At 33.6% G+C, this 25735-nt stretch carries 14 protein-coding genes and 1 other RNA gene; 9 read left to right on the top strand and 6 right to left on the bottom strand.

The annotated features are described in order from the left end of the window. Positions 1–25 precede the first annotated feature (25 nt). From FAF07_RS03650 to FAF07_RS03640, 3 genes are read left to right on the top strand one after another with little or no spacing between them, the layout of a single operon-like run. A complete protein-coding gene (locus tag FAF07_RS03650; protein ID WP_142783831.1) occupies positions 26–2458 on the top strand; it encodes an ABC transporter permease in 2433 nt (810 codons plus the stop codon). Positions 2459–2469: 11 nt separating this feature from the next. Then, the gene (locus tag FAF07_RS03645; RefSeq protein ID WP_142783830.1) at positions 2470–3138 is read left to right on the top strand and encodes an ABC transporter ATP-binding protein; all 669 of its coding nucleotides are present in this window, start codon (positions 2470–2472) and stop codon (positions 3136–3138) included. Positions 3139–3151: 13 nt separating this feature from the next. Continuing rightward, entirely contained in the window at positions 3152–4573 is a 1422-nt protein-coding gene (locus tag FAF07_RS03640) for a TolC family protein (RefSeq protein ID WP_142783829.1), read from the top strand. Between the two features lie 140 nt (positions 4574–4713). Here FAF07_RS03640 and ssrA read toward each other — a convergent pair. Continuing rightward, positions 4714–5125, bottom strand: a transfer-messenger RNA (tmRNA) gene (gene ssrA / locus FAF07_RS03635). A 171-nt stretch (positions 5126–5296) separates the two neighbouring features. Between ssrA and FAF07_RS03630 the strand changes: the two genes are divergently transcribed. Beyond that, positions 5297–8893: a metallophosphatase gene (locus FAF07_RS03630; RefSeq protein ID WP_142783828.1), complete on the top strand. Its 3597-nt coding sequence runs from the start codon at positions 5297–5299 to the stop codon at positions 8891–8893. A gap of 376 nt (positions 8894–9269) precedes the next feature. On the opposite strand, the gene FAF07_RS03625 is transcribed toward FAF07_RS03630, so the two are convergent. Next, a complete protein-coding gene (locus FAF07_RS03625; RefSeq protein ID WP_142783827.1) occupies positions 9270–10340 on the bottom strand; it encodes a Fic family protein in 1071 nt (356 codons plus the stop codon). A gap of 245 nt (positions 10341–10585) precedes the next feature. Between FAF07_RS03625 and FAF07_RS03620 the strand changes: the two genes are divergently transcribed. The 4 genes from FAF07_RS03620 (at position 10586) to FAF07_RS03605 (ending at position 15726) form a co-directional block, all read left to right on the top strand. Then, positions 10586–10807, top strand: coding sequence for a helix-turn-helix domain-containing protein (locus tag FAF07_RS03620; RefSeq protein ID WP_142783826.1), 222 nt, complete (start codon positions 10586–10588; stop codon positions 10805–10807). A 401-nt stretch (positions 10808–11208) separates the two neighbouring features. Next, positions 11209–11997, top strand: coding sequence for a hypothetical protein (locus tag FAF07_RS03615; RefSeq protein ID WP_142783825.1), 789 nt, complete (start codon positions 11209–11211; stop codon positions 11995–11997). Then, positions 11997–13778 (top strand): hypothetical protein, encoded by a 1782-nt coding sequence (locus FAF07_RS03610; RefSeq protein ID WP_142783824.1) that lies wholly within the window; start codon positions 11997–11999, stop codon positions 13776–13778. The genes FAF07_RS03615 and FAF07_RS03610 overlap by 1 nt, the downstream gene beginning before the upstream one ends. A gap of 82 nt (positions 13779–13860) precedes the next feature. Beyond that, on the top strand, positions 13861–15726 hold the full coding sequence (locus FAF07_RS03605) for an amidohydrolase family protein (RefSeq protein ID WP_142783823.1): 1866 nt from the start codon (positions 13861–13863) through the stop codon (positions 15724–15726). A gap of 49 nt (positions 15727–15775) precedes the next feature. Here FAF07_RS03605 and FAF07_RS03600 read toward each other — a convergent pair whose 3' ends face one another. The 4 genes from FAF07_RS03600 to FAF07_RS18955 all read right to left on the bottom strand — a co-directional run bounded on the left by FAF07_RS03600 (position 15776) and on the right by FAF07_RS18955 (position 24144). Continuing rightward, entirely contained in the window at positions 15776–17182 is a 1407-nt protein-coding gene (locus FAF07_RS03600) for an MBL fold metallo-hydrolase (RefSeq protein ID WP_142783822.1), read from the bottom strand. Continuing rightward, complete coding sequence (locus FAF07_RS03595) at positions 17164–18996, bottom strand: gluzincin family metallopeptidase (protein WP_142783821.1); 1833 nt, start codon at positions 18994–18996, stop codon at positions 17164–17166. The genes FAF07_RS03600 and FAF07_RS03595 overlap by 19 nt, the downstream gene beginning before the upstream one ends. 807 nt (positions 18997–19803) lie before the next feature. Continuing rightward, entirely contained in the window at positions 19804–23100 is a 3297-nt protein-coding gene (locus FAF07_RS03590; protein WP_246067765.1) for a protein O-mannosyl-transferase family, read from the bottom strand. An 84-nt stretch (positions 23101–23184) separates the two neighbouring features. Further along, positions 23185–24144, bottom strand: a complete 960-nt coding sequence (locus tag FAF07_RS18955; protein ID WP_317130327.1) for a response regulator transcription factor — start codon at positions 24142–24144, stop codon at positions 23185–23187. A gap of 454 nt (positions 24145–24598) precedes the next feature. Here FAF07_RS18955 and FAF07_RS03580 point away from each other — a divergent pair, with 454 nt between their 5' ends. Further along, positions 24599–25705, top strand: coding sequence for a Fic family protein (locus FAF07_RS03580; RefSeq protein WP_142783820.1), 1107 nt, complete (start codon positions 24599–24601; stop codon positions 25703–25705). Positions 25706–25735: the final 30 nt, after the last annotated feature.

The raw sequence follows: 25735 nt of genomic DNA, 5'->3' as shown, positions 1-25735 counted from the left end.
AACGAACAATCAAAAAACGAATATTATGATCCGGAATTATTTTAAAATAGCATGGCGAAACCTTTTAAAGAACAAAGGCTTTACTGCCATTAATATTATCGGTTTATCACTAGGTATTGGGTGCTTTATCATGATTTCCATGTTTGTAATCGATGAGTTAAGTTACGATCGTTACCATGAAAATGCCGATCGCATCTACCGAATTGATTCTGATATCATTTTTGGAGGTACCGAAATGAGTATGGCTGTGAGTTCAGACCCGATGGGAGAAACGCTTAAAAATGACTATCCAGAAGTTGAAGAATATGTTCGTTTTTACGCTTCACAAGGCTCCAAATTAATAAAAAAAGGAAACGAATACATAAATGAATCAGCTGTAGCCCATGCCGATTCGACCTTATTTAATGTCTTTACGCTTCCTGCCATTATTGGTGATACCAGTACAGCACTCAACGAACCAAACACAGTAGTTATTTCGGAAACTGCTGCTAAACGTTATTTTGGAAGTGCAGAGCTCGCTATGGGTGAAATGCTAGAGACTGATGATAACGACAAAACACTTTATAAGGTCACAGCCGTTATTGAAGATATGCCCCAAAATTCACAATTTAATTTTGATTTCTTCTTTTCTATGGCTAACGTAGATTATACGTTTGGAAATTTCTTAAGCCACAATTTTCATACCTATGTCCTCTTAAAAGAAGGTGCAGATTACAAGGCCTTCAATAAGAATTTTGTGAAAGTTATTGATAAATATTTGCTTCCTCAAGCAGCACAATTCATGCAAATTAAGAGCATGGAAGAATTTGAGGAGAGTGGCAATAAATTAGAGTATAGTTTATTCCCATTTACAGATATTCATTTACATTCTTCAAGGGGCATGGAATTGGGAGCTAATGGTAACATTCAATATGTTATTATTTTTTCGGCAGCCGCATTATTTATTTTATTAATCGCCTGTATCAATTTCATGAATCTTACCACAGCCAGATCATCGGGAAGAGCAAAAGAAGTTGGTATTCGTAAGGTATTAGGTACAGAAAAAAAGTCGCTCATATGGCAATTTCTGACAGAGTCCATATTAATTGCCATACTGGCTTTGTTTATAAGTTTATTATTTGTTTGGTTATCTCTAGGGTGGTTTAATACTATTTCTGGGAAAGAGATGCTTATTAGCTCTTTATTAAATCCGAGGTTTCTTATCTTCATCGTGCTATTACCTTTTGTTGTTGGAACCTTAGCGGGCATCTACCCAGCATTCTTTTTGTCTTCATTTCGACCAATTACGGTGCTTAAAGGGAAGATGTCAACTGGACACAAGAAGAACACCTTAAGAAATGTTTTGGTGGTGTTTCAATTTGCCACATCCATCATATTAATTGTTGGTACCATTGTTATTTACAAGCAGCTCAATCATATTCAAAATTCTAATTTAGGCTTTAACAAAGAACAGGTTTTAGTGGTTAGCAATTCTGGTATACCAGGTGAAACCAGACAAACTTTAAAAAACGACATTGATCAATTAACCGAAGTAAAATCAGCTTCATTTGCTGGATATTTACCTGTAGCAAGTTCATCTAGAAATGACACAACATTTTCTACAGAAACCGTCATGACAGAAGCAAATGGGTTTAACATGCAATATTGGAGAATAGATTACAATTACCTTGAAACCATAGGCATGGAAATGAAAGAAGGTAGAAATTTCTCTCGTGAATTCGGCTCAGATTCTACAGCTATAATTTTAAATGAAACTGCCGTAAAACTTTCTGGCTTAAAAGAACCAATTGGAAAAAAAATATACTCGACAGATCAGAATAACAATCCCATCGTGCATACCATTATTGGGGTCGTTAAAAATTTCAATTATGCATCGCTTCGTAAAAATGTTGGTGCCTTAAGTTTTAAATTAGGTAATAACAGTTGGGAGACAGCCTATAGATTTCAAACGAACGATATTAGTGGTTTACTAGCGACCATTAAAAACAAATACAAAGCTGCTGCTCCTGGTATGCCGTTTAAATACGAATTTTTAGATGAAGCTTTTGATGATATGTATCGTCAAGAAAGACGTGTAGGCACCGTAGCGCTTGCCTTTGCCTTGTTAGCTATTGTCATTGCATGTCTTGGATTATTTGGATTGGCTACATACATCGCCGAGCAACGTACCAAAGAAATTGGCATAAGAAAAGTTTTAGGCGCTTCAGTTACCAATATAGTTAGAATGCTCTCTACCGATTTTGTGAAACTGGTCATGCTCGCTTTCGTGATAGCCACACCTATTGCCTGGTGGTTTATGAACAAGTGGTTACAGGATTTTGCCTATAGAATAGAGCTTAATTGGTGGATTTTTGCTGTAACGGGATTTGTTGCATTAATAATTGCACTATTAACCTTGAGCTTTCAAGCCATTAGAGCTGCCATTGCAAATCCAGTAGATAGTTTAAAAACCGAATAAAAAATAAAATTATGCTTTTAAGACTCAGTCAAGCGTCACGTGAAATAAAATCAGGAGGTAAAAGGGTGAAACTATTAGATAGTATCGACCTCAAGGTAGAAGAGGGGGAGTTTATATCCTTAATGGGGCCGTCAGGATCTGGTAAATCTACTTTACTAAATTGTATAGGTATGTTAGATAATTTTACTGATGGAGGCTACGTGTTTTTAGAGGAGCCCGTCCATAGCATGAGAGAAAAAGATAAATCTAAACTCTATAAGGAATACATTGGGTTTGTCTTTCAAGCCTATCATCTTATTGATGAACTAACAGTACAAGAAAACATTGAAACACCTTTACTCTATAAAAATGTGAAATCTTCAGAGCGTAAGGCTATGGTTGCAGACATGCTAGATCGTTTTAATATTGTTGGTAAAAAAGATTTATTTCCTGCTCAATTAAGTGGTGGACAACAACAGTTAGTGGGCATCGCTAGAGCTTTAATTTCGAAACCAAAACTCATATTGGCCGACGAACCTACTGGAAATTTAAACTCGAAGCAAGGCACGGAAATCATGGAGCTCTTTTCTCAATTAAATAAAGAAGGAGTAACCATTATTCAAGCCACACATTCTGAAAGCAATGCTGCTTATGGTTCACGAATTATTAATCTTTTAGATGGCAGAATTGTCTCTGAATAAAATTAAATTAAAGATGACCTTAAAATTAATCTTATTCATAATTACACTAGCCATTCATTGTGCCGGATTTTCACAATCGGAACAAGAAAGAAACTACACCTTAAACGAATGTATTGCTATAGCCTTAGATAATAATTTAAACTTAAAATCTACCCAACTATTAGCGAACTCAGCTGAGGTTAATTTAAAACAAGCTAAAGGAAATATATTACCAAAATTGAATGGGAACTATAATATTGGCGTTAACGATGGGCGTAGTATTGATCCGTTTACCAATGATTTTATAAATCAAGAATTGACTTTTTCAAACGCCAGATTAAATTTGGATACTCCAATTTTTAATGGCTTCAGGTTAATTAATGCAGTAAAACAAGAGAAGTTTAACAAGTTGGCTTCAGAAATGGAAGTTGAAGAGGCCAAACAAAATTTAATATTGAATGTTACGCTTGCATATCTCGATGTACTAAATAGAAGGGACGTTTTGCAATTAACCAAACAGCGCTTAGAAACTACAAACACCCAACTAGAAAGACAAGAAGACCTACGTGAAGAAGGAGCTGCTGATCCTTCTAATTATGCTGATATTAAAGGACAGAATGCAATTGATAAAACTAATATTCTAATTTCTGAAAGCGCATTAAATAATGCCAAGTTAACCTTAATGACCTTGCTCAATCTAAAAGATAATCTGTTAATTAATACAACAGATCTACTTCTCGACTATGAGCAATATCCTTTCTCAGCAGAAGGAGTGTTTAATGATGCCTTGCAACATTTAGCCACGTTTAAAGCCAAGGAATTAAGAGTGAAAGCGGCAAAAAAAGCAATTAATGTGGCTAAAGCACAATTTACTCCAGAAGTTTCGTTTTTTGGACAGTTAAATACAAACTATTCTAGCATTGCGGAAACCTTTACAGAAAATGGTTCCAGCATTATAGAGACAGGAGATTTTGTAACGATAAATAGTCAAAATTCACCCGTTTTTAGAAATCAAACAGACTTTATAGCACAGAAGATAGGCTATCGCGATCAATTTGATAATAATTTAAATACGGTTGTTGGTTTGGCGGTAAATGTGCCGTTGTTCAATGGGTTTAGAGCAAAAAATAATGTCGCCTTGGAAAAAATAAAGGTAGAGGAATCAATTCTAGAGCTAGAGCGTACACAACAAGATATAAAAAATGCCATTAGACAAGTTCATTTCGATATGGAAGCCGCTTATTTAAGACATCAAAGTTTATTAAATCAAGTTGAGGCTTTTGGAGAATCCTTTCGCATTAACAGTCTTAAATTCAACAGTGGGATTTCAAATTTCTTAGCATATATAACTAGCAAAAATAATTTAGATAACGCTAAAACAAACTTAGCCACTGCAAAGTATGAGTATCTGTTGCGAGTTAAGGTTTTGGAATATTACAGAGGTAATATGTTTTAATAGGTGAATGAGTAGTTTTTTCAAAATAGACCACTAAACTAATAGCCAATATGTAGAAGTCAAATTTTAAGCCATTATTTGATGTGAAATAAAATAGTAAACCCGTAAATCATTTTTAATTAATGAAATACGGGTTTATAAAGTGGAATCGGAGGGAATAGAACTCTCTTCCATACAACTAATCAAAGAGCTTTCTACACGTTTATTTTTTTTCTTGTTTTTTCGACTAAAAGCTGGTTAAAGACAATCACTTACAACTTAGCTTCTTAATCTCGAAAATGCAACAAAGCACTACCTAATCTTAGCCAACTTTTACGATACCTCTAATCCCGATAGCTATCGGGAGAATGCCGTTAACCAAGGCTTTCCGGAGACATAAAGCTTGTACACCTTGTGTACTTAGGCTAATCTTACTATAAATTCAGATTATGCAGCTAAAGCATAGTTATTCTCGCCGTTTAAAAGTTTGTCTAGCCTTTTAAGTGTTTCAGTGCCATTATACGGACGTGCTTGCCATCAAATTAATTTCGCGTTTAAAATCCAGTCGACCTCATATTTGAATATTATTTTCAATTATAACGCTCAGACACAATTTAACACCGTTGTTTGCGAAGCACTAAGACTTTAAAACTGTAATTACCATGGTATGAATCAATATTATTTCTATTAAAGCAATGTTTCTAACTATTAATTTAAGATTTTTGGCGAAACAAGACTTTTTATATGAAAACTAGTATATTTTTAAAACACGCATTGATTTTCCAATTAGGGCTAGTGATACTTCTATGTTTAGATGTCCCTTCACAGGTATATGCTCAAGAGACTTCTAAAGAGATTTCAAAAAGTATATACATGACATCTAATATAGGGTTGGAACGGAATACAAATTCTAATAATATACTGAAGGCAATAGTTAATGCTTCTAAAGAAGATACTAACGCAGTATTTATTGCATTAGGCAATAGTACTAGGCTTAATGGTTACCCAAAAGATTCAGAAAACAGAAAGAGGGAGGAAGCGTTTCTTAGGTCTCAATTATTAGAACCGCTTACGGATTTTAATGGGCAAGTTATTTTTATTCCAGGAAAGAATGAATGGAATAAAGGTGGTCATAAAAATTTGGACGACCTGGAATCTTTTCTACAAGACCATAGTCAAGCAAAATTTTGGCCAAACGATGGCTGCCCAATAGAACGCGAAACCTTGAGTGATGAAGTTGAATTGGTCATGGTAGATACGCAATGGTATCTTGAAGATTGGGACAAGCACCCCTATCTTAACAATGACTGTGAAATAAAAACGAGAGAACAGTTTTTCCTTGCGTTTAAAGATGAACTTAAAGACGAACAAAACAAGACTGTGATCGTGGCTTTGCACCATCCTGTATTAACGGCTACACGACAAGGATTAATTGGCCGTATGGGAGGACTTTCCAAACAAGCCTATTACCATAAAGATATGCAATATTTAGTGGGTAGACTGGAAACTTTAGCAAACCAGTTTAACGATGTCATATTTGTTTCTGGTGGAGATAAGAACTTACAGTTTTTAATGGATAATGGCATTCCACAAATTATAAGTGGAGCAGTTGGAAACACTACAAAAACGAAACCTAACAAAAAGAAAGGCTATTTTGGTACAGACCAACAAGGTTACGCAAAACTCAATGTTTTCAATGACGGAAGCTCAGAAGTTGAAATTTACACAGTAGAAGGAAATCAAGCAACCAAAGTATTCTCATCAAATATTAGATTAAAAAAGGGAACATTAGAAGATTTCGAATATCATACAAATCAAGAGTTTGGAGAAACGCATAAGGATGCCATTTACACAGAGGAAGAGGTTAATAAATCAGGATTTTATAAATGGTTTTGGGGCGAGCATTACAGAGCGGTTTATGGAAAAAAAATACAAGCTCCAGTTCTTTTCTTGGAAAACTTGCCGCATAATGTTAGGGCAATTACAGAAGGTGGTGGAAACCAATCCAGAAGTTTACGCTTAATTGATGATAATGAGAATGAGTTTACCATAAGAGAACTCCGTAAAAGTGGTGTACGATTTATTCAATCTAAAATAAAGGATCATTATGTCATAGATTATATGGATAATACTATAGCTGAAGATATTGTTCAGGATTACTATACCACAGCACAACCTTATGCACAATTTGCTATAAATGAACTTTTGGATGCTCTAGATATATCTCACGCCAATCCGAAAATCGTTTATGTACCAAAGCAGGAACGGTTAGGTAGATTTAACGAGAATTATGGAGATAAGCTTTACATGTTTGAAGAGCACGTTGGAAGTGAAAATAAGGATTTCAACATATTTGGTAATGCAGATGATATTATTGGTACTAAAGATGTATTGCATGAACTGCAAAATGATAAAGATGCCAAAATTGATGAGGAAAGTTATCTGCGTGCCCGATTATTCGATATGCTTATTGGCGATTGGGACAGACATGAAGATCAATGGCGTTGGGCTTTGCATGAACAGAATGATGGAACAAAACTTTACAAGCCAATTCCGCGAGATCGTGATCAGGCATTTCCAAAGTACGATGGTGTTTTTCCTGCAATACTCAAAACGGTTTCACCACTTGCTCGAAACATGCAGACCTATGCACCAGATATGCACAACGTAAAAACATTCAACAATGCTGTTTACTATTTAGATAAAAACCTTATCAATAGAGCAGGCTGGGAGGACTGGAAAAAACAAGCTGAAACTATTAAAAATGAACTTACTGATGATGTCATAGACAATGCTTTTGCAAATCTTTTAGAAGACACCAAGGGTGAAAGTATGGATAATATAAAGTCAATCTTAAAGCAAAGACGTGAAAATATGGTTTCGATCGCACGAGACTATTACGATTATTTTAAGGAGCACGAAATAATTGTGGCTACAAACAAGGATAATAATGTTGAAATTTTAAGGCAACCAAACGGAAAAACAAATATTACTATTTCCCAAAAGGACAAAACCATTTTTAAAAATACGTATTCAAAAGAGGAGACTAAAGAAATATGGATATATGGGTTAGATGGAGATGATACAATTACAGTCTCTGGAGAAGGGAGCAATTACATCAAAATCAAAATTTTTGGTGGTGAAGAAAATGATATTTATAACATAAAAAATAATAGAGATGTTAAAGTCTATGATTACAAATCAAAGAAGAATACATTCAATACATCCGTAAGTAAAATGCTCTCAGATTCTTATGATATTAATAATTACGATCCTCAGAAACGTAAATACTCTAATAATGTGTTGTTGCCAACCATAGGATTTGATCCAGACGCAGGCTTAAATATAGGATTAACAAATACGTTTACAACTTACGCTTTATTGCGAAATCCATTTACGACACAACACACAATTAACGCTTCTTATTATTCCGCCACTCAAGGTTTTGAATTTTCTTATAATGGCGAGTTTGCCCATGTATTCCATAATTGGAATTTAGGTTTAGAAGCTCGTATTACCAGTGCAAATTATGCCATTAATTTCTTCGGAATAGGAAATGAGACTATGTATGATGCAGATGAAGTTGATAAGGACTTTAATCGTACAAAAATCAGTCAATGGCATTTTGAGCCCTCTTTAATTTATAAAACAAGTGGTAATGTAAGTGCTCATATTGCAGCACGCATAGAATCGCATAAAGTTGAAGATTCTGAAGATGACTTTGCTGATGTGTTTTTTGACTCAAATAACGATGTTTTTGAGAATCAAATTTATGCAGGTGCAGAGGTTGGGCTTAATTTCAGTAATAAAGAAGGTTTGTTAGCTTATCCGCGAAGAGGCATGGATTTGGGTTTGGTTGCTGGTTACAAACAAACCATTGATTCTGACTTTGATAACAAATTCACTTATCTTAAACCAACAGCATCGTTTATTTACCCTATCCATAAAAGTGGATTGGCGACACTCGCTACAAAAGCTCAGGCAAATTTCATTCTTGGTGGTTCATATGAATTTTATCATGCTGCTACAGTTGGAGGAAACACGAGTTTGCGAGGGTTTAGAAATGATCGTTTTTTAGGTAAAACATCATTTTTTCAGACTACAGATCTTAGAGTATGTTTTTTACAGGTACGTACGGGGTTTATCCCACTTAGACTTGGAGTTACAGGGGGATTTGATGTAGGTCGCGTGTGGAATGAGAATGAAAATTCTAAGAAATGGCATAATAGCTATGGCGGATCGATCTTTATAAACGGTTTTCAGGCATTTACCGCTAATATAGGTTACTATCAAAGCGTTGAGGACAGTCGTATTATATTTACAGCTGGGTTCCGCTTTTAAGAGTTTAGACTAATCATTTAGAAATAAAAAAGCTCAATCACGTTTTACATGATTGAGCTTTTTATTTTAAATACAGCAGAAACGTTGCAATTTTTTAAGTGGAGTCGGAGACAACGACCATAATTTCAAGTTTCTAGTGTTTATAAGACTTTCAAAAGGGGTTGTTTTTAGAGGTCACCGAATTGGTCTCGATTTAACAAACTTTAACGTTTGGGTTTTAGTTTGTATGTCAAATTATATTAAAATGAAACAAATTTATTTTTTTGATTCGCAATTCACGAATTGCGAATTGGTTTTTATAAAAATCAAAGACTGCTCCAGTAATTTTATTTGTTCAGTGTCACTCAACATTCAAAAATAATGAGCAAAAGTATCTTTATTTTAGAGTTAAAATTTTAATCAATTTCTCATTGACGTAATAATTTCCTGTCCCTAATTTTTCTTTTCTAAGTATTTTGTCTTTAGCTAATAAATTCAAATATTTAGAGGCGGTTATTCTAGAGACCCCTAAATCATTTTCCACAAACTCAATCTTTGTGTACGGATGCTTAAATAAATTATTTAGTAAATCTTGACTGTAAAATTTGTAATTACTTCTCAATAAGTTTTTATATTCATAAATTAAATCTCGAATTTCACCTATTAACACAATTGTTTCTTTTGAAATTTGTTCTACACTATCTAACATATACAGAATCCAATTTTCCCAATTATCAGTTTCTCTAACCTCTTGCAAAAGTTTATAGTAATCTACTTTGTTTTCAATAATATATCGGCTCAAATAAAGTACTGGTAAATTAAGTAAATCATTCATTACTAAATACAAGACATTTATGATACGTCCTGTTCTTCCATTACCATCATAAAAAGGATGAATGCTTTCAAATTGATAGTGAATGATTGCCATTTTAGTTAAACTATCAAAATCAGAGATTGCAGGATCATTTATGTATTTTTCAAGATTTGTCATTAAATCTAGAATTGTGCTATAGTCCTGCGGAGGTGTATATACAATTTCTCCTGTTGTTGCATTTTTCAAAGCAGTACCAGGAACTTTTCTAAAACCAGCATTGTTTTTTTCTAATTCAGATTGAATTGCTATAATATCATTGTTTGTTAATATTTTATTTTTTTTAATAAAACTAAACCCTTTTTTTAATGCCGAGATATAGTTTTGGACTTCCTTAGCATTTAATGATTTAAAACCTTCAAGGTTTAATTCTGCTTTAAAAATATCATCATGAGTTGTTATTATGTTTTCGATTGCAGAACTGTCTTTCGCCTCTTGAAGCCCTAATGTGTTAATTAAAATGTTTTCATCTGGGATGCTAGAGACAATGCCTTTTAACTCTGCTAATGCTCGGTGTGTTGAAGCTAATTTTTTCAGTACTTTTCTGCTTTCCACATCATGTTTAAGCGGAAGTTTTTTTAAATTTTCTGAATCCATTATGTATAGAAATATTAATTTTCTTTACAAAGATAATTTAATATGATAAGAAAATTCAATTTTCTTATCATAACTTTATTGAATGATAAGATATTCTAATTTATTTATCAGTACTATGTTTTGTCAAAATCGACTTCTTACACTTTGATTATATCTAATTACATATAAAATAGAGGTTTTGATTAATATTATATGTATTTGCGTATAATTTAGTATATTTAAATAGTTGGACTTAATCATATATAATGAAAGAATTATCGGAGTTTGTTAAGCAGCGCAGAAAAGAAGTTGATTTAACACAAGAAGAATTCGCAGAGAGATCAGGTATAGCTTTAACTGTAATCAGAAAGATAGAGCAAAACAAAACTAATTTAAACTTAGATAAAGTAAATCAGGTTTTAAAAATGTTTGGACATAAGCTCGCTCCAGTAAGTTTAAAAGTTTTGATGAAAGTAGAATTAAAATAAGTAATAATTGAGATTGATAATTTTTAAGTTTTTAAGAAAAAAGAATAGAAAATAAACAAGCTAAAAACGAGTAAAATAAACGTTGTTGATTAAGAAATTGGCTAAGATTACAACTGATTTAGAACAACTACTTACCATCATAACAAAATCTCCAATCAATGTCTTGAATTTAAATTAATAACACACTTTAAAGAAAATTTTGACATTTTATCTAATTTTCAAATAATGTATTTAGAAAAATACTATCTTATTCTCAATTCCCTAAGTACTGAATACTAATCAGTACGAATTTGCATAATTCGTTTTTGATTGAACAATATGGAAAATATACCCATTTTTGGGTATGGTTTAGCATATTGATTGCTATTAATTTTAACTATTAATTAAAAACCAACAGGATTATGAAAACCAATCAAGAAGAAAACCAACCCAAGACTATAATTACGGACCCTTTAGGTTCTCAAAAATTTAAATTTGCTATATTTATTTTCATAGTATATCTCATTTTCATTGGTTACTTATTATGGAGAACTGATACAAAAGATGATCTTATTTGGACAAGGATGCTATTCTTATTTACTGGAATAGAAGCTATAGTTTTTGCAGCTTTAGGTTATGTCTTTGGACGAGATGTTCACAGAAAAAGAGCAGAAAATGCTGAAAAAAATGCTGAAGACGCCAAAAAGGATGAAGCAAAAGCGAAGAAAGATGCTGAAGAAGCTAAAGACAAAGCTCAAAAAGAACGCGAAAAAGGTATTGCATTAAGCGCTGCTGTAAAATCTCGAAATTCTAATACAACTCATGGAAATAGTCGACTAAATATAAAGGGTCTTACAGGTAGTGCCAATTTAAAAGATACTGATGATTATTTAGTGAATCTTGCAAATAACTTATATCCATCTCCAAGTGATTATTTAACAATAAGTTTTGATTACGAAATAAGTTCTGCAGACAATTTAAATGACGTAACCATTAATAAAAATACTAAAAACTCGGCAAAAGGGACTTACAGCGGAATTCCAATTTTTGACGATAGGTTTACTGTTCATGTAGATAGAAAGGATGATAAAAAAGACTGGACAATTAAGGTTACTAGGATATGGGATTCTAATGGTAATGAACGAAAGCAGCTAAATGGTAAAACAGATAGCAATTATGATAGTGCTTATGTTCAATTAGAAAACTTGTAATGATGAGAAAGTTAACACTAATTATATTACTTGTTCTAAGCTGTAACACGGTAAAGGGACAAATATTTGGTCAAGACAAAGAAGGCTTTAGTTCAATTATTCAACCGTCATCTACGTTTAATTTAAACTTAAAAGATAATATTGCTACACTAAATTACTATAGAGAAAGTATGCTTAGTGACTATTCAAGCGATAGAGAATATAGAACTGAAGAAGAGTGTTTAATTGAAAGCAAGACAGAGGCGCAATATTTATCATTGCTAGCCAATTCGTGGAAACAACAAGAACAAATTTTTAAAAAGACAGGACTTGTTTATGGCATTGACTTAAAAGGAACATCTTCTGATGGTATTTCTTTGCTAATCAATGATGAGCAATTAACTACCAGTTCTGCTATTTCTGGGTTAATTGGATTTCGATGGCAAAAGCGAAATTATAATCATCATAATATTGAAGATTATGCTAAACTCACATATAATTATAGAACAGAAAGTGTTGAAGAGAAGAATTTCATTAAAGCCATAGAAAGTGAAGCTAAAAAGCTCTTATCACAAGAAGCAATAACAAAAGGCAAAATGCAGGAACTCTTGTTCTTTATAGGAACAAAAGAAATAAAAAGTAAAATTGAAAGTATTGAAGATAGGATAGAGGGTGTTACTAAGTCAAAAGGCTTTGTAGACCCAGTAAAGGTTGAACAAAATCTTACGAATCGTTTAAATACGCTTGCGCTTATGCAAACTCAAATAGTTGCTATAAAATTAGATATTGTTAATTACCAGGCGAAAGTCACATCTGGAACATCTAATGCTATCTATCAAGCACTTGATGTATTAAAAAATAGAATTGCAACTTTTGAGACTAATCTAAAAAGTAAATTAATTAAACCTTTAGGTCTTAAGCTAGATTATAAGGAATATAAAAACGCTTCGAAATGGAGTACTGTTAACGGCATCCTAGATGAAGCTATTGAAACAGTAGGTTTTAATTTGTATAAGCATAAAATGCGTGTAGTTGCTCCTGTTTCTAATACAGATATAATAAAAGCCTATCAGAACTATTTAAATTATTTAAAGAAAGATAAGTTAAGTCTAGAAAAAGTTAATGTTGCAAAAGGTGAAACGTATTCTTTACAAAGAAGGTTAATTTATTTTAAAGGAGGTTTTTTAGGTTCTTCATTTAAATACGATACAGCGAAAGATAGTAGCTCTATTTCAGATCGATTTATTACTCAAAACTTTCAAGGGTATCAAATAGAACTTGGTTACACAAGTCAACTAAAACGGTATAACTTTTTAGGATTCAATGTAGCTATGAGCAGGACCTCTAATATAAATCGTTTAACACCTACGACTTATAAGTTTCAACAGGAAGATACGTCGGTAACACCAAATATTATAACCGAAAGTGAATTAAAAGCACTTTCTGGTCCTTTTGATAGATTTTTAAGATTCGGTCTTAGTTTTGATTATGTGCGATTGTTTCCATTTCATGATAGTAATGCCTCAGAAGAAGAAATTAAAAAAAGTAAGACACTATTGAGTCTTAACCCATATGTTAGGCATTATTTTTATGATAGATCAGAAACTCTAAAACCTCACACGTCTCTTGGTGTAGGCATATATTCATTTAACAAAACAAGTGGTTCTATTGCTGGTGGTTTGTTTATACAAACTGATGACGTTTTTAATGTAAATAGAAGTAAAGCGATTAATTTTGCCAAACAAATTTCATTCGGAATCGTTTTTAAGGTAAATATTAAAAGTTTTGACCCTTCATCTTAGTTGTAAAATCTATTAAGAAGCTCTTGCCAATCCAAGGGCTTTTCTTATCTTTTAAATTAATTATACTTTAGTAATAGCACCAATGCCAAAACCACCAATAATAAACACCCACGCACACGTATTCACAGGAGACTACGTGCCGCCATTTTTAGCAAAAACCTATTTACCAGAGCCTTTTTATAGAGCGTTATCCTTAAGTTGTATTATTAAAGTGCTCCGATGGTATTATACGAAGGTAAAACCTTGGTTTTATAAAGATACCTACAAAAGTTGGAAACGGTTTTGGGCAAAATGCGAACTGTTTTTTGAGCGCACTTTAGTACTAGGTATTGTTAAGTTTTTATTTGAAGTGTATATCGGGACGACTCTACTTTTTTACATCTGTTCTTGCTTTCTTAATGTGAATGCCACATATACAGATTTCAGAGTTTACATTGTTAAATCTTTAGTTTGGTTAAAAGATTCGGGTTGGATAATATCGATTCCTGGTATTTATTACAAGCTGCTTTTTATTGCAATTGTCCTTATTTTTTTTAAATCTATTCGCAATGTTACAGTTGCTTTATTGCGACAATTAAAAGTGCTGCCAGGTAAGCACTTCTCGGATCTGTTTCATCGCTATGTGCAAATTGGCTTATTCTCTAAGTACAAAAAGCAAAGTGGTATTTACGATAAACTCAAGAAGCAATATCCACCAGATACGCATTTTGTAGGTTTACCTATGGACATGGAGTACATGAAGGCTGGCGAATTAAAACAGGTCTATGATCTAAAGCAAAAGAAATTCATTGAGATTCCTAATGATGAAAAGACAGGCAAGCGTGATATGCAATTTGCTATGAAGTGCCAAATGGAAGGCCTCCTAAAAATAAAAAAACGAAAAACAGATAAAGACAGTTTCCATCCCTTTGTATTTGCACATCCTGAGCGCATGAAAGACAAGCGCTATTTCGATTATACAGTAGATCCAAAAACAGGAGACGTAGCACTGGTAAAAGGCTGTATGATGCAAGTCTATCTCGAGAAGCATCAATTTGCAGGCATAAAAATATATCCTGCCTTGGGTTATTATCCTTTTGACGCGGTGTTATTACCTTTATGGAAATACTGTGTACAACGCAATTTACCTATAATGACCCATTGTATAAAAGGTACGATTTTTTATAGAGGCAAAAAGAAAACCGAATGGGATCAGCACCCAATTTTTACCGAAGGTAAAGTCAATGAAGACAAGCGTAAAACAGTAGAAGTAGACAAGCGCGTCGATTTTGATATTAACGCAGATTATATAGATCACGACGATGAGAATAGGCTACATTTAAACGAGGTAAAGAATATTGATTTCTGTAATAACTTTACGCATCCCTTAAATTACTTGTGTTTGTTAGATGATGGCCTTTTGCAGCAAGTATTAGTAGATGAAATTAAGAAAGATCCAAGACTAAAAACCATTTTCTATGATGCTAATGGACAATTTAGAACAGGACTCAAAGACCTAAAGATTTGTTTTGCACATTTTGGTGGTGACGACGAATGGAAACGTTTTTTAGAAAGTGATCGCGATAATTATACGACGCAGCTCATTCTAAAGCCCGAAAAAGGCATTGACTTTTTCTTTAATGTGAAAGGCAAACCAAGCAAAGGTAAAATGGCTATGGTGTGGAAGTATGTAGATTGGTACACTATCATTTGTAGTATTATGTTACAATACGATAAAGTCTATGTAGATATCAGTTACATCTTGCACGATGAAGTAATTCTACCACTACTAAAACAAACTTTAAGTAATGAAGGTTTAAAAGAAAAAGTGCTTTACGGCTCAGATTTTTATGTGGTGCGTAATCATAAAAGTGATAAGGCCATTCTAGCAGATATGCGCGCTGGACTTTCGGAAGCAGAGTTCGATTTAATTGCACGCTATAACCCAAGAGACTATTTAAATCTTTAGGTAAATAGAGCTAGCAACTCAAGTAATTTATTTCTATTGAAAATGTCAATCAAGCATCAAATTCAATATCTATAAATTCCACGTCTTGCCACATCTTTTTTTGTCCTCGTCCTTTAGATTCAAAATCTGTTCGCAACGGTTGTTTGTGGCCTATCCAATCTTTTTCGCCTACTTCTCTCGGAGTTGGCTCTGAAGTATATTCTTTTTCAATAGAATAATTAAAGATGTCGCGCTCTGGATCATAGTTAGGAATTTTATTAGAAAAGAAATCATCATAGTTCTTAGTGTTAGACACACGTTTTCCTAATTCCGATAATAATTTTGCATCAGGTATGGTGTCATATTGATTTCTCTTTGTTGAAACTAAACATTTCGCTTTTGGTGTTTCTCCATTCAAAGGCAGTGGCAAAATACTATTGAATATTTTATTGACCTCATGCGTATCGTCTTCATGCCTATTCCAAGGCGTCGCATTGTGGCTTCCGTGATGTCCTACTTTTAAAAAGTCTAAAGGTTTATTAAGAAATTCTTTTCGCTTCTTCCACATCACATTCCAGCTACAATTTTTACGGTCTTTTTTATAACCATCATCCCATTCTGCATCACCAACAAATAGTAAGCGTTTACCATTCCATTCTATAAGTAAAACTGTACTTACATTGTTTTGTATAGAAGTATCGTTTAAGGTAAATGCTAAACCGTTAGAAAGCATTCTAGACTTTAGAATCTTAAATTCTGAAGCAGATATATTTGTAGGAAGCGTTTCTTTAGCTTCTGAAAGATGAGTTCCAAAATTTTGAACTTCAGATGAAAGACCTCTTAAGTTATCATCTAATTCTTTACCTAAATAAAAGTGATCTATATCTTTTTCTGGTGCGAGCACTGTAATTTTAGTATTCTTAATAGAAAGGTTTAAATCGTCAGAGGTTAAACCAGCATATACATAATCTACATCAATACCGTTTTGATTTGGAAATGTTTCGGTCAATGCCTTGGTGGCTCCTTTATTACCAATACTATACAGATCTAATATAGGTTCGAGTTCTGGACTTAATTTTATGTTAGCTTTTTTAATTGCAGTCACATAATTATAGGCCAAATTATGAAGTTGAAGCGATTTTTGTGCTTGCGGATGCGTCTCATCCATAGCAACGGTCATCCATATATTTTTTATAGCGATATTCTTAAAATACTTAGGGTCAAAGCCTTTGATATGATCTTCGTGTCTATGGGTAACAACGACGAGGTCTAATCTTTTTTTACCAGTTGCTGCATCGTCTGGCAATTGGTTTTTTTCAAGATCTTCAATTGCACTTTTTAATACACCACTGTTTGCACTTTCTTTAGTACCACAATCAATGAGGATATGAAAATCAGTATCATCATCTGGTATTCTTACATAAAAACAGTCGCCACAACCGACGTTATAACTTCTAATTAAGAGCTTATTTCCCATGTGTTATAATTTTTAGTTCCATCCTTACAATCTAGATTTATATGCGGAGCGATTCCAAATTTTAGTGTGCCATTAGCTCTTGTCACCTGTAATGACGAGATATGAGATTCTAACAAACCAATTTCTCCTCCAAGTGACATGCCAATAGCACCCCTTTGAATCCGTTTAGAAAGCGCTGAAAGCAATTCTTTTTTTCTAAGCTTCCCATCTTCAAACTCTTCGATTTGATTTTTTTTAGGCTTTTCTATTTCATGTTCTAAAGTAGTGCCAGGTTTTCTGAACCAAGATATTACAGTACCGTTTTGATCAAAAACTAAAGTGCCACCGCATAGAATTTCAATTTTTTCATTATTAAATTCTTCATAACGCCAGTGATTTAATATATGTTCTTCTTTCCAGATATATTCTAAAATGATTTGTCGTGGCAGTTTAAGTCCACTCCTCGAAAATTTATTACTATCATATAGATCAGATACGATAAGGTTTTGATGTCTCGGTATAAACAAAGCCTTACGGTTGTCATTTAAAAAATCGTAGGCAGCAGCACGAGATCTCGCAATACGACCAATATCATGATGAATTTCTAATGTCAATTCTTCATGCGTATAAGGATTGCGTTCATGTTCCCTAATATCTTTAGCAGTTAGTATTTTTCGATCTTTAAAAACGGATTTTATAATGTCGTAATAATGGTTTGGATCAATTGGGTTTGAAATCTGAAATGCTTTTAAGCAAGCCAAAGCATAATCCTTAAACGTACCATCAACAGGAGGTAGAAGGTCTAAAGGTTGTATGCAAATTCTACGAATCATACGAGAGGCATAAGCCATTGCTTTTGCGGTTGTATGACCTCTTTCTTTATATTGATCAATTAATTTTTTTAAAATATCAAAGACGGCTCCTGTTAACACTTCAGAGATGGAGTGTGGACTTAGGCTATCCTTAACATCGTGCATGGTTTTTTTATTATTTGCAGATCTTAGGTAAGGTCGGTGGTGTGTGGCTTTACCAAATTCATCTGCTATAGACTGAAATGCACTACCCAAAGGATCATCCAAATTACCATCAGTTAAATAACCTAGTCTATTTCTAAAATTGTTATTAGAAAAAATAATGAGTAGCGCTGTAATATCACCTACAAACTCATGAAATGCGCCAGTCTGAGGAAGCACACTATTTATAAAGTGTGGACGAATACCATCTAAAATCGCATGACCAAATTCATGATTAATAATATCAGTAGAGAGACAGGTGTAAACGGTCTTATTATTTTCTACAAAATAGTAAAATTGTAGTGACTTACTTTGTCTATCATAGAAGGCATTTTTCCCGTAACCAGCATGTGGCACAACAATGAGTTTATTTCCTTCAAAGGCAAACGGAATAGGTCTGCCAAGACCATCGCCATGCTCAAAATAGCGTAAAGCTCTTTGCAATATAGCCCAGACATTCACTTGATGAAACTGAAAAAGATCTTTGGTATTGCGATCTAAAACAACACCATCACTATTCCTAAATTTTAATTGAGCCTCATCCCATAAGGCTTTATCTGTTAAAATTCCAGTTTCACTACTATAGTCAACCACAGCAAATCTAGCACTTGTTGGTCCGTCACTTATGTTAGGTTCCCAAGGAATATAAAAATTATCTACAAAACCAAATAAAGGATCTTCATTAGCCACATAAGGATCTTGCAAATACACATCAAATGGAATTTGCAGTCCTAAATCCCTTTGCGATTCACTTTTCATTAAATCCTTTATGGAATAGAGATCCTTCTTTGTTATTTTTTTTAGTTTGTTTTTCTGTTCCATTACATGAGTTTTGGTCCTACAATTTTGTTTGCAATGCATTCAATTACCTCTAAATTAGGTTTAAGCTTAATATATGTTATTTTGAAAGTCACATCGATTTTAATTATTAAAATGCCTATTCACTATTTTAACCATTTATGAAATATGCTATTAATATGGTAGCAATAGGATGACTTGAAACGTCTAATAATTAGTACTATCTAAGGAAGATGTATAAAGTTAAGAAATTTTAAGCATTTAAAAAAAGAATTTTGGCAAAGCGTTATAAGGCATATACACAGTAAAACACAAGTAAGTTTAAAAGTTTTGAAAGAAGAAGAGGACTAAAAATATGACAACGATAGATTTTAAGGTTTTCGTTAAATTAATTTCTAGGCTTATCAATATTAAATTAAATTTACCGTTTTATTTGACATTTTAGAAAAATTAACAAAAACAACCATCATAATGGTATTAAGAAAAAGACATTTTATTTTCCAATATCTCGATTAACTCAGCATCATAATATTTAAAAGCATCAGGTGTATCTAACACTCAAGGTGGAACTAGTTGAAATTTGAATTTATGTGGTTTTAAAGGGTTCTTGAGAGGGCGAAAATTTCACTGACACCGAATTAGCCTCTTTTTATGAAAATTTTAACATTTAAGCCAGAATTTGATTCAATTTAGGCTAAATTGAATCAAATTTTATGTAATTTCAAAGAGGTTTGTTTTATCATGTAAACTTCTATCCATGACTGTCAATTATAGCCATGAGCCGTTTAATTTTGTTAATTGGCTCATTTGTAAATTTATTATTTGTCTTCTTCATTTGTTTTCTTCCAATGTCTTATCTCGATAGAAATGTCGAAACTTTATTATTTCGTCATTAAATAATAAAGTTTCCTTTTCGGCAAAATCCTCATTATCGTATTTAACGAGAGTTTCTAAGTTCCTCCGATAGGCTTCCATACTCAACATAATCGTTCCTATCTCATTATATTGTTCATCTACCAGCATATCGGCATAATAGTTAAGTCTTTCTTGATATACTTTTTTCAATTTTTGAAATAAGCCTCTTGCCTTAGTGGTTTCTCCCACTTGGTAGTAACTATCAACATAGGGCTCCAAAAATGTATAATAACCAAAATAGTCTACAGGAATGTTTGTCATAGCTATATCAATTACCTCCTTTGCCTTATCTATTTTATCTTCCTTTATCAATTTTTCTATCAATTTGGCCAAAGCCATGCGTAATGTAACGCCTCCCTGTTTCCGTGTCTGTGGGTCATGATATATGTGAGGACTTCCCGAATTTCCCCAATCTAAATTCTTAACTATACTATATCCTAGATCTTCATCCACTCTTCCCATGTATAATCCGCCTTCATACTCAGTTTTTATCGGCACTAATTTATAAGCAATGCCATCTAGTTGCAAGTAGTCTTTCATCCATATATATTCTTCGTCTTCGTAACTACCTCCGGAAAAGTAGATGGGACGTTCCCAATCATTATTAGCAATGACGTCTAGCATCATAATTCTATTTTTGGTTAATGCCGTTTTTGGTAGATCGATGTTAATATAATCAACGATGAGCGCAGCGTCTTTTTCTTTTACTAAACCATTACTAAGTACGTTATGTTTATTAACATTTATGCGAATTTTGTTGGTAGGGTAGTAAACCAGATTCAGGGTACTTTCGGAATATTGACTTAAGTCTGCTCCTTGTTTTTTTAAGAAATATTTGAATTTTGTTTGAGGGTTATCACTTCCTACCCAATTCATAAAATCCTTAATATCCCATCGTTTTTCAGCTATTCCTGAAAGACCCTGATAATAAATGGCATCTCTTGTGCCGTATTTGTACTTATCATGCGTGAGCTGAGATGGTATAGGATCGCTTTCATATGATTTTCGTTTTGCCTGATCAATATACCAATCTGTTGCGAAATAGCTGGTAACAAGAGTTCTAACATCGGTGCGGTAACCCTCAATTTCTTGGATATACCAAAGCGGGAAATTATCGTTGTCTCCAATGGTAAATATAATAGCTCCTGAGTTTTCTTGTATAGAATCTAGATAGGATTTAGCAGAAGAGCGAGCGGTATATCGATTAGACCTGTCATGGTCATCCCAATTTTGATATGCCATTACACAAGGAACAGCCAAAAAGCAGATGACCAAAGCAGCTGGTACTAATAGTTTTGGTCGAATCAATTTTTTAAATGCATCAAACAATCCATAAACTCCCAGACCTATCCAAACTGCAAAAATATAAAAAGAGCCTACCAAAGAATAGTCTCGCTCACGAGGTTGAAATATTGCTGGGTTGGTATAAAACTGGATGGCGATACCTGTAAATATGAAGAATATAAAAAGCACCCAAAATTGTTTGATGTTTCGCGAAATCTGAAATATTAGACCAATAATACCTAATAGAAGCGGTAAAAAGTAATAGGTGTTTCTACCCTTATTATGCTTTACTTCATCTGGTAAATTATTCTGACTACCATGATGTAAACGATCTATAAAGCTAATGCCGCTTATCCAATTTCCATGACCGCTATAACGCCCTTGAATATCATCTTGTCTTCCAACAAAATTCCACATAAAATAACGCCAATACATGTGCCCAAATTGGAATTTAAACATGTATTCCAAGTTATTCCAAACTGTGGGCGGCTTGACTTCAATAAAGTCGCTGAACTCATTTAAGAACTTTATGTATTGTGCTTCATCAACCTCACCATTTCCGTACCTCTTTCTGAATTCATTTATGGTATTTATAAGTTCTTTGTTTGATTTAAATCCAGATTTAACTTCGAATTCTAAAGCCCCAAAATATTTCATATAATTTTCAGCATTCATTTGACTCCACATACGAGGTAAAATTCCAATATGCTTTTTATTTTGACCTTGTAAAGCGTCTTTATAAAGATTTACGATTTCGTAGTTACTCAATTTCTTGTTACGTTCATACTTTGGATGATCATCTCTATCGGCTCCAGGTGGAGCAAATCTATCAGAGTAATAAGCGCCGTATAAAGGGCTATCCGTGCTTGGGTATTGTTCACGGTTATAATAAGCAAGAAGTGCTCTGGCATCCGAAGGGTCATTTTCATTAATAGTAACATGAGCGTTAGCCCTTAGTGGCAAAACAAGCCAGGAAGAAAAGCCTAAGCATAAAAATATTATGGAAAGAATCAGTGTATTTGCCATTCGATGTTGATGTCTATGAGTATATCTCAAGGCAAAATAGAAGATGAAAATTAAAACTAGCCCGACTATAATAGTTCCTGAGTTAAATGGGAGTCCAAAGCTATTTACAAAAAATACTTCACCCCATCCAAAAAACTTAAGCATATAGGTCAAAGGAAACTTAAAAACTAACATCAGTATAGTCACTGCGACTATATTGGCCAGAATAAATTTTCTTATCGTAATAACCTTGTGCCTTTTAAAATAATAGAGTAGTACAATTGAAGGAATAGCCAAAAAACCCATGAACTGGATACCAAATGTCAAACCAACTACAAAAGCAATAAGAATTAGCCATCTATCATTTCGTGGTTCATTCAAATTATCCGTCCATTTTAATCCTAACCATAACAATAATGCCATTACTAAGCTGGCCATAGAATATACCTCTGTTTCTACAGCGTTGAACCAAAAACTATCTGAAAATGTATAGGTTAAGGATCCGATGAGTCCACTTCCCAAAATGGCAATGGCCATACCATTTGTTAACTTTCTTTCCTTGGAACCAAGCTTTCTAGTCAAATTAGTTATTGTCCAGAACATGAAGAGAATGGTAAAGGCGCTAGACACACAAGAAACATAGTTTACCATGTAGGCTATATTATTGGATTCGATGGCAAATAGAGCAGAAAAAGCCCCTATCATCTGAAACAATGGAGCTCCTGGGGGATGAGCGACTTCTAATTTGGCAGAGGTAGCAATATATTCTCCTGAATCCCAAAAACTAACAGTGGGTTCAACGGTAGCTGAAAAGATAAAAAGTGCAATAAAGAAAGCCACCCAGCCCAACCATTTATCCCAAAATTCAAATTCCTGTGAAGGACTAGAAAACAATTGTTTTAATCGAGTATGGTTTTGCATCATTTCTTTTAAGATGCAAATACGGATCTATCGATATGAAAAAAGGAGAAAAGGAGTAGGATTTAAGTACTAGTACTGGTACTAATTTTATGTTTTTTGTAGAAGTTCCTGCCGGTTGGACACATTTAATTTACCATAAATGTTGGTAATGTGTGTTTTTACTGTACTCAGGCTAATAAAAAGTTCGTTCGCAATTTCTTTATTAGATTTTCCTTCAAGAATCAATTTTTTGATAGTTCGTTCTTGCTTGCTAAGTTCAGGTACAGTCTCTACATACTTTCTATTAAAGAATGTAAAACAAATCAATCCGATAACAAATACAGCTAGAATAATGTTTATGGTCTTACTCCAAGCATATTTGTGCTCCACGACCTCCTTGGTCAAAAAGGCTAGTTTTTTTTCGAAAAACTGGTATTCTGTAGATGGTAGTTTGCTTTCTTGAAGCTCTTCCAATAAGGTCAAATAGTATTCAGAGTTTTTAGAAATGTCCTGATTCAATAAGTTTTTATCTTCTAAGTGTTGAATGGCTATCAATTTTACAATTAAAATACGCAGGGAGTCTTTGAAATAGGATTTTCTTTCTTTGGTATTATGCTTAAACTCATTATCTTCTTTTTGAATCCTTTGCTCAAAATCTCGTAAACGTTTCCATTCTTTATCTGCTAGATTAGTGGTGCTATATTTTGCAAAAAGGTGACCCCCCTGTTTAAAATTAATACTATCGCGACTTGAAAGAATAAAGGGTTTACTTTTGGCAATGGTATCATTATGTATTGTTCCTAAGCGATTTAAATATAGCTGATAAAAAGCATCCTGATTTGAAAGAAGTTTACTCTTGAAAGAAAATGATCCGTCTGTCCCAAGAGGTGACCATGCAACTTCTTCAGCCATTTTGGAATCCTTAAGCCCTTCAAGATTTAATTTGTATAGATATACTTTGTACTCCTTGGTAATTTGATCCTTTAGGTCAAGTTGACCTGAGACAGCGGTTTGTGCATGTATTCCGAAGCTGAAAAGAAGAACGTAAATAAGGTGTTTGTTATACAAAATAATTTCTTATGAAAATGCGGACAATTAATGGATTTAAATTTACTCAAATTATTTTTATTATAGCTTTTGGTTGATCTATTTTTGGAATATTAATCCACTTTTGGTAAAAAGCTTTATTAGTATATATCAATATTTTTACTTAACTATCTATTTAGAAAAAAGAACTTCAGTAAAACCTTTGAACACAAGCTTAAAGTTTTAGGACATCTTGTCGTTATGTCTGTAAAAGTAGGAACCTTAAGGTTTGTAAATAACCCTTAGGGTTTAATCGCTTAATAAGAATCTCGTTCATGCATTTATTCCATTTCACAAAAGACGCTATTTACGAATTTTTTAAGACCAATACGGCAATTAAACGTTTTTTCGACGTAAATATTGCGTCATATATTTTGTAATACTGCAAATACAGCTTATATTTGCAGTATATAATACGTCATTTAAAATAACAGTAATGTATTTACATCATAGCAAGGACTGGCCAAACTTTAAATGGGATAACGATATACTACTCCCATACGTAAGCAAGGTGCGTGACCTGCAAGGTAGGTTAATAGGTAGAATGGAAGGTATGGGGTTTGAACTAAGGGAAGAAGCGGTACTTGAGACATTAACAGAAGACATTGTTAAGTCAAGTGAAATTGAAGGAGAGTTATTAAACCCGGAAGAAGTAAGGTCTTCAGTGGCTCGAAGGTTAGGGATGGAGATATCAGGTTTATCAAACGCAAGTCGGGAAGTAGAAGGGGTTGTAGAGATGATGTTGGATGCAACTCAGAAATATAAAGACCCTGTGACTAAAGATCGAATGTGCGGATGGCATGCAGCTTTATTTCCAACAGGAAGAAGTGGGATGTATAAGATCACAGTAGGTGAATGGAGAGGGGATGAACATGGTCCAATGCACGTGGTATCAGGTCCAATGGGGAGAGAAAAAGTACATTACACTGCTCCTGAAGCTTCACGATTAGAGGAGGAAATGAATCGGTTTATAAAGTGGTTCAATACAGATAAAAGTATAGAGCCTGTAGTTAAATCAGCTATAGCCCATTTATGGTTTGTAAGTATTCATCCGTTCGATGACGGGAATGGAAGAATTGCCAGAGCTATTGCAGATACTCAATTGGCCAGAGCAGACAGAACCAACCAAAGATTCTATAGTATGTCGGCTCAAATAATGAAATCCAAAAAGGAGTACTATGATGTGTTGGAGTCCACGCAAAAGGGAAGTTTGGATGTAAGCCAGTGGATTGTATGGTTCTTTGAACGCTTAACTGAAGCACTTGAAGCGACCGATGAAACATTATCGAAAATATTGATAAAGGCAAAGTTCTGGGAATTACATAAAACCACCCAATTCAATGAAAGGCAAGTCGAAATGATCAATAAACTTCAAGGTGATTTCATTGGTAAGTTGCATTCGTCCAAATGGGCAAAGATGACAAAAGTGCACAGAGATACCGCCCGTAGAGATATTCAAGATTTGATCGAAAAAGGAGTCTTATTGGATTCCGGTGAAGGTGGAAGAAGCACAAACTACATCTTAAATCTTTCAATTCTTTAAATATAATTCTAAAGACTTTAGAAAATATTG

Origin of the sequence: Changchengzhania lutea (genome assembly GCF_006974145.1) — a bacterium.
Classification (GTDB): domain Bacteria; phylum Bacteroidota; class Bacteroidia; order Flavobacteriales; family Flavobacteriaceae; genus Changchengzhania; species Changchengzhania lutea.
The sequence above is the reverse complement of the archived record's forward strand: the minus strand, read 5'-3'. Positions and strand labels throughout refer to the sequence as shown.